Source organism: Streptomyces sp. NPDC088732, from assembly GCF_044751205.1.
In the GTDB taxonomy this organism is placed as follows: domain Bacteria; phylum Actinomycetota; class Actinomycetes; order Streptomycetales; family Streptomycetaceae; genus Actinacidiphila.
In genome coordinates this window covers 492,203-497,665 of sequence record NZ_JBIVLI010000003.1, presented here as the reverse complement: position 1 = coordinate 497,665, position 5,463 = coordinate 492,203, and the positions used below count along the sequence as shown (strand labels likewise).

Here is a 5,463-nt window from a genome sequence, read left to right as displayed (position 1 = left end):
AGGTGCCCGTGCCTCCCCTTACATGCGGAACCGACTCGGCCGAGTCGTGACCGGTCGCCATATTAAGGTAAGCATTACCTAACTTGATAGCCCCACCGGGATGGCGGAACCGCACAGCTCACAGGGGTACAGTTAAGGCCTGCCTAACCTAAGGATGGTGGCTGTGGAGCCTGGCCGGTGACCGCGCGCGGGGGACTGCGTCCCACCCTGCTCGTCGTCCTGCTCGTCGCCGTACTGACCGGGCTCTGCCTGCTGTCGATCGGTCTCGGGGCCGTGGACATCCCGCCGGACCAAGTGGTCCGGTCGGTGTTCGGCCACCCGCCGAGCCGGCTCGTCGACAACATCGTGTGGACCGTCCGCGTCCCGCGCACCGTCCTCGGACTGACCGCGGGCGCCGCGCTCGGGTTGTCCGGCGCGCTGATGCAGGCCCTCACCCGCAATCCGCTCGCCGACCCCGGCGTCCTCGGCGTCAGCGCCGGCGCCTCGTTCGGGATCGTCGTCGCCGTCGCCCTCTTCGGGGCCGGATCGCTGTACGGCTACATCTGGTTCGCCTTCGCCGGCGCCCTCGCCACCAGCGTCCTGGTCTTCCTGCTGGGCAGGACGGGACGCTCCGGCGCGACCCCGGTGAAACTGGCGCTGGCCGGAGTGGCCGTCACCTTCCTGCTGTTCTCGCTCACCAACGCGATCGTGCTCACCGACCCCGACGCCCTGGACCGCTACCGCTTCTGGTCCGCCGGCAGCCTCGCCGACCAGGACGGGGCCGTGATCCGCGCCATCCTCCCGTTCCTCGCGATCGGGGCGGTGCTCGCGCTCGCCGCCGCGCCGGCGCTCAACAGCCTCGCCCTCGGCGACGACGTGGCCGCCTCGCTCGGCCGCCGGCTCGGCCTGGTACGCCTCCAGGGCGTCACCGCCGTCATGCTGCTGACGGGTGCGGCGGTCGCCGTCATCGGCCCCGTGGTCTTCCTCGGGCTCGTGGTGCCGCACGTCGCGCGGGTGCTCGCCCAGTACGCGGGCATCGGCCCCGACCACCGGTGGCTGCTGCCGCTGTCGGCGGCGCTCGCACCGTGCCTGCTGCTCACCGCCGACATCCTCGGCCGGGTCGTCGCACGGCCCACCGAGATCCAGGCCGGGGTGCTCGTCGCCTTCATCGGCGGCCCGTTCTTCATCGCCCTGGTCCGCCGGCGCAGACTCGCGGAGGTCTGAGCATGACCGCCCTCGCCCCCCTCCGCGGCCGCAGGCCCTACCGCCTGACGGCCCCGCCGGTCTCCGGCGTGCTGCGGCCCCGGCTGGTCGTCCTGTGCGCCGCACTGGCCGTCGCGGTGTTCCTGCTCTTCTGCTGGGGTGTGTCCCTCGGCGACTACCCGATCGGGCTCACCGACGTCGTCAAGGCCCTCACCGGCTCCGGCGACCCCGGAACGGTCCTGGTCGTACGGGAGTTGCGGCTGCCGCGCGCGCTGACCGGACTGCTCGTCGGCATCGCCTTCGGCATCTCCGGCGCGCTCTACCAGACCATGACCCGCAACCCGCTGGCCAGCCCCGACATGATCGGCCTCACCGAGGGAGCCGGCACCGCCGTGGTGGCCGGCATCGTGCTCGGCTGGGACGGCGGGCTCGGCACCCAGGGCCTCGGCCTGCTCGGCGCGCTGGTCACCGCGCTCGTCGTGTACGCGCTCGCCTGGAAGGGCGGCGCCACCGGGTACCGCATCATCCTCGTCGGCATCGGCGTCTCCTGGATCTGCACCAGCGCCACCGACTACCTCGTCGCGCGCGGCGAGCGGTTCGAGGCCCAGGCCGCCCTGGGCTGGCTGGTGGGCAACCTCAACGGCCGCACCTGGGACCAGGTCGACTTGCTCGCCCTCGCGATGGCCGTCCTCGTGCCGCTCGCCCTCGGCATGGCCCGCTGGATGCGCACCCTCCAGCTCGGTGACGACGTGGCCGCCGGACTCGGCACCCCCGTGCAGCCGGTGCGGCTCGCCCTGCTGCTCGTCGGCGTCGGGCTGATCGCCTTCGGCACGGCCGCGGCCGGCCCCGTCGCGTTCGTCGCGCTGGCCGCCCCGCAGATCGCCCAGCGGATGGCCGGCACCGCGTGGCCGCCCCTGGTCGCCTCCGGACTGACCGGAGCCCTGGTCGTACTGGGCTCCGACCTCATCGCGCGTGAAGCGATCCCCGGCACGGAACTCCCGGTCGGGATCGTCACCGGCGTCATCGGCGCGCCGGTCCTGCTCTGGCTGCTCATCCGCGCCAACCGCGCGGGCTCAGGAGGCTGAACCCATGGCGACCACCGACCCCGTCCCGGCGGCCCCGTCCGCCCAGCCCGAACTGCGGGCCCGCGGACTGCATCTGGCGTACGACCAGCGGCTCGTCGTCGAGGACCTCGACCTCGTCATACCCTCCGGCCGCATCACCGCGATCGTCGGTGCCAACGCCTGCGGCAAGTCCACCCTGCTGCGCGCCCTGGCCCGGCTGCTCGCCCCCCGCCAGGGCACCGTCGAGCTCGACGGCCGCGCCCTGCGCTCCCTGCCCACCCGCGAACTGGCGCAGCGCCTGGGCATCCTGCCGCAGACCCCGGTCGCGCCCGAGGGGCTGACCGTCTTCGACCTGGTCAGCAGGGGCCGTTCACCGCACCAGAACTGGTGGCGGCAGTGGTCCGAGGCGGACGAGCTGGCCGTCCACGAGGCGCTGGCCGCCACGGACATGACCGACCTCGCGGACCGCGCCGTCGACGAGTTGTCCGGCGGCCAGCGCCAGCGCGCCTGGATCGCCATGGCGGTCGCCCAGGGCACCCCGGTGCTCCTGCTGGACGAGCCCACCACCTATCTCGACCTGGCCCACCAGATCGACGTCCTCGACCTCATCACCGACCTCAACCGCCGCGAGGGCCGCACGGTGGTGATGGTGCTGCACGACCTCAACCAGGCCTGCCGCTACGCCGACCACGTCATCGCCATGAAGGCGGGCCGGATCGCCGCCGAGGGGCCGCCCGCCGAGGTCGTCACGGCCGCGACCGTCGAGGACGTCTTCGACCTGCGCTGCCGGATCACGACCGACCCGGTGAGCGGGACCCCGCTGGTGATCCCGATGGGCCGCCACCACGAAGCGGTCCCCGTCGCCGCCGAGTGACCCGGCGGCGGGCCGTGCCCCGTCGACCTGCGGCACCCGTGACGTCGGCCCGCACGCGTGATCGGAGCGGTCCATGCCCGTCCACCACGTGGTCACCACGGAGAACACGGTCCCGGCCGGGCAGAAGGCCGCTCTGACGGCGGAGATCACCCGCCTCCACGCCTCGATCACCGGGGCGCCCACGTCGTTCGTGCACGTGACGTTCGCCGAACTGCCCGGGGGCAGCGTCCTCACGGACGCGGCCCCCTCGCGTCCCCTGCTGATCGAGGCGACCACACGGGCGGGCTGACCGGTGTCCCGGAGTCGCACGTCCTCGTGATCGGCAAGGACAGTCCCGCCCGCTTCGCCGCGGAGGGCGGCCGCATCCTGCCCGAGCCGGGGGACAAGGGGGAGTGGATCGCGGGGTCCTGACGGCGGGCCGCACCCGCCAGGGGTGCGGCACCGCCGCCGAGTTGCCCGGCGGCGGCACACACGGCGACCGCCGCCGCAGGCGTCCGCTAGCCCGGCAGGACGGTCGTGCCCGCGCCGCCCGGCCCCGCGGACAGCGCGCGCAGCAGGGCGTGCGGGGCCCGGCCGTCCAGGACCCGCGCCGAGCGGACGCCCGCCCGGACCGCGCGCAGGCAGCTCTCCATCTTCGGCACCATGCCGCCGCCGAGCGACGGCAGCATCGCCTCCAACTCGGCGGCCGTCAGCCGCTCCAGGACCCGCTCCCGGTGCGGCCAGTCCGCGTACAGCCCCGGCACGTCGGTGAGGACGACCAGCGACTCCGCGTCGAGCGCGGCCGCCAGTGCCCCGGCCGCCGCGTCCGCGTTGACGTTGTAGACCTGGCCGTCCGTGCCCCGGCCGAGCGGGGAGACCACGGGGATGTGGCCGTGGTCCAGGAGCACGTCCACGGCCGTCGTGTTGACCTCCGTCACCTCCCCGACGAGGCCGATGTCGACGATCTCGCCGCCGACCTCGGCGTAGCGGCGGACCGCGGTCAGCGTGTGCGCGTCCTCGCCGGTGAGCCCGACCGCGTACGGGCCGTGCTCGTTGAGGAGCCCGACGAGGTCGCGCTGCACCTTGCCGGCCAGCACCATCCGCGCGACGTCGAGGACCTCGGGCGTGGTCACCCGCAGTCCGCCCACGAAGCGCGCCTCGATTCCCGCCAGGTCCAACTGCGCGCTGATCTGCGGTCCTCCGCCGTGCACCACCACGACGCGCACCCCGGCACACCGCATCCGGACGACGTCCCGCGCGACGGAGCGCAGCGGGGAGTCGTCCCCCATGGCGTTGCCGCCGACCTTCACCACGACGGTGCGCCCCCGGAGCGCGCGGAGCCCCGGGTGCGGCCCCGGGGCCGCCGGAGCCGTGGTCACGGACGGGACGTCAGGTAGCCGCCCATGGTGCGGAACCAGTCGGTCGCCGCGTGCTCGGTCCCGTCGTCCGTGCGGATCGTGCGGATCAGCAGCCCCGGGCGGTGCCCGCCGCGCGCGTCCGCGCCGGCGACGATCACGACCCCGTCGCCCTCACGGATGAAGATCCGGCCCGGCGTGCCGCCGTAGCGGGCCTTGGAGACGGCGGCGGACGCGATCCTGACGCGCTCGCCGCGGTGGTAGGCGAAGGCGTTCGGGTAGGGGTCCGACTGGGCCCTCACCAGGCGTTCCAGGTCCTCGGCGGGCCAGTTCCAGTCGATGCGGCCGTCCTCGACCGACCGCTTGTGGAAGAAGCTCGCGCGGGAGCGGTCCTGCGGCTGCCAGTGGGCGCGGCCGGACGCTATGAGGTCCAGCGACTCGCGCACGAGCGGCGCGATCATGTCGACCGTGCGGTGGAAGAGGTCGGTCGCGGTGTCCCGCGGGCCCACCGGTGTCGAGCGCTGCAACAGGATGTCACCGGCGTCCAGTTCGGCGTCCATGCGGTGCGCGGTCACACCGACGCGGTCCTCGCCGTTGATGAGCGCCCAGATGATCGGGGAGAAGCCCGCGTAGGCGGGGAGCAGCGAGTCGTGCACGTTGAGCGTGCCGTGCGGCGGGAGGTCGAAGATCTCCGGCGGGAGCCAGGTGCGCCAGTTGTTGGCGACGATGATGTCGGGTGCCGCGGTCCTGATCGCCTCCAGCAGTCCGGCATCGTCCGGGCGGTTGCGGAGCAGCACGGGCACGCCGTGCTTCTCGGCCAGTTCGGCCACCGAGTCGTCCCAGATCTTCTCGTACGCGTGCTCGCTCCTGGGGTGGGTCACCACGAGGGCGACCTCGTGGTCCGACTCCAGCAGGGCCTGCAGCGTCCGGTGTCCCCAGGTCTGATAGCCGAACATGACGACCCGCATGGTCTCTCCTCCGACGGAAGCAATATTGCAAGGTTAGCCTT

General features: G+C 73.4%; 6 protein-coding genes. 4 read left to right on the top strand and 2 right to left on the bottom strand.

Annotation, left to right across the window (positions count from 1 at the left end; translation table 11 throughout):
- Positions 1–177 precede the first annotated feature (177 nt).
- The 4 genes from ACIP9H_RS07710 to ACIP9H_RS07695 all read left to right on the top strand — a co-directional run bounded on the left by ACIP9H_RS07710 (position 178) and on the right by ACIP9H_RS07695 (position 3,409).
- Positions 178–1,203, top strand: a complete 1,026-nt coding sequence (locus tag ACIP9H_RS07710; RefSeq protein WP_401582292.1) for a FecCD family ABC transporter permease — start codon at positions 178–180, stop codon at positions 1,201–1,203.
- Positions 1,204–1,205: 2 nt separating this feature from the next.
- A complete protein-coding gene (locus tag ACIP9H_RS07705) occupies positions 1,206–2,267 on the top strand; it encodes an iron chelate uptake ABC transporter family permease subunit (RefSeq protein WP_360903742.1) in 1,062 nt (353 codons plus the stop codon).
- 4 nt (positions 2,268–2,271) lie between these two features.
- Positions 2,272–3,120, top strand: a complete 849-nt coding sequence (locus ACIP9H_RS07700) for an ABC transporter ATP-binding protein (RefSeq protein ID WP_401582287.1) — start codon at positions 2,272–2,274, stop codon at positions 3,118–3,120.
- A gap of 73 nt (positions 3,121–3,193) precedes the next feature.
- Positions 3,194–3,409: a 4-oxalocrotonate tautomerase family protein gene (locus ACIP9H_RS07695; protein ID WP_401582285.1), complete on the top strand. Its 216-nt coding sequence runs from the start codon at positions 3,194–3,196 to the stop codon at positions 3,407–3,409.
- 208 nt (positions 3,410–3,617) lie between these two features.
- Here the strand turns inward: ACIP9H_RS07695 and argB are convergent, their stop codons facing one another.
- The gene (gene argB / locus ACIP9H_RS07690) at positions 3,618–4,478 is read right to left on the bottom strand and encodes an acetylglutamate kinase (RefSeq protein WP_401582284.1); all 861 of its coding nucleotides are present in this window, start codon (positions 4,476–4,478) and stop codon (positions 3,618–3,620) included.
- Positions 4,475–5,422, bottom strand: a complete 948-nt coding sequence (locus tag ACIP9H_RS07685; RefSeq protein ID WP_401582282.1) for a methionyl-tRNA formyltransferase — start codon at positions 5,420–5,422, stop codon at positions 4,475–4,477. The genes argB and ACIP9H_RS07685 overlap by 4 nt, the downstream gene beginning before the upstream one ends.
- Positions 5,423–5,463: the final 41 nt, after the last annotated feature.